At 38.4% G+C, this 571-nt stretch carries 1 protein-coding gene; it reads left to right on the top strand.

Annotated features, from left to right (window positions below; genetic code table 11):
• Positions 1–554 (top strand): YdcF family protein (locus tag ACFIO5_RS13195; protein WP_375705654.1); only part of this gene is annotated, 554 nt, incomplete at its 5' end.
• Between the last annotated feature and the right edge of the window lie 17 nt (positions 555–571).

Below are 571 nucleotides of genomic sequence, written 5' to 3'. Positions count from 1 at the left end.
CAGCGCTTTCTCTTTTAACAATCGTTCTCCTCTTTTGTATTGGTTTCATACTTTTTGCTGAAAAAACCGAACGGCTTCACCCCCCAAATCCTTTGCCGAAAGCAGATGCAATTATTGTTTTGACAGGGGGAGAAAACCGAATAGAAGCAGGGCTAAGCCTCCTCAAAAAAGGGCTTGGTTCACGACTTTTGATCAGTGGAGTAAACACAACAACCACTCTCAAGAGATTCATGCATAGTACACATATTACTCCACAACTCTTTGCCTGTTGCGTTGACATTGGGCATAAAGCGATTAATACAAAAGGGAATGCTGAAGAAAGCGCAGTTTGGATCAAAAAACACCACTATAAAACACTTTATATCGTGACCCACGACTACCACATGTGGCGTTCTTTGCGTGAACTTCAATATTTAATGCCTGAAGTCAATTTTATTGCTTATCCTGTTAAAAAGAACAACAATGAAAGCACGATACAACAGATCAATCAAATACGCATTCTTTTATTCCAATACATCAAAACAATCCAAGTATACATAAGAACCATATTCTAAGCTTTGCACATTGATTT

The organism is Bartonella sp. AA86SXKL, from assembly GCF_042196885.1.
This window is presented reverse-complemented; position numbering and strand designations above follow the sequence as displayed.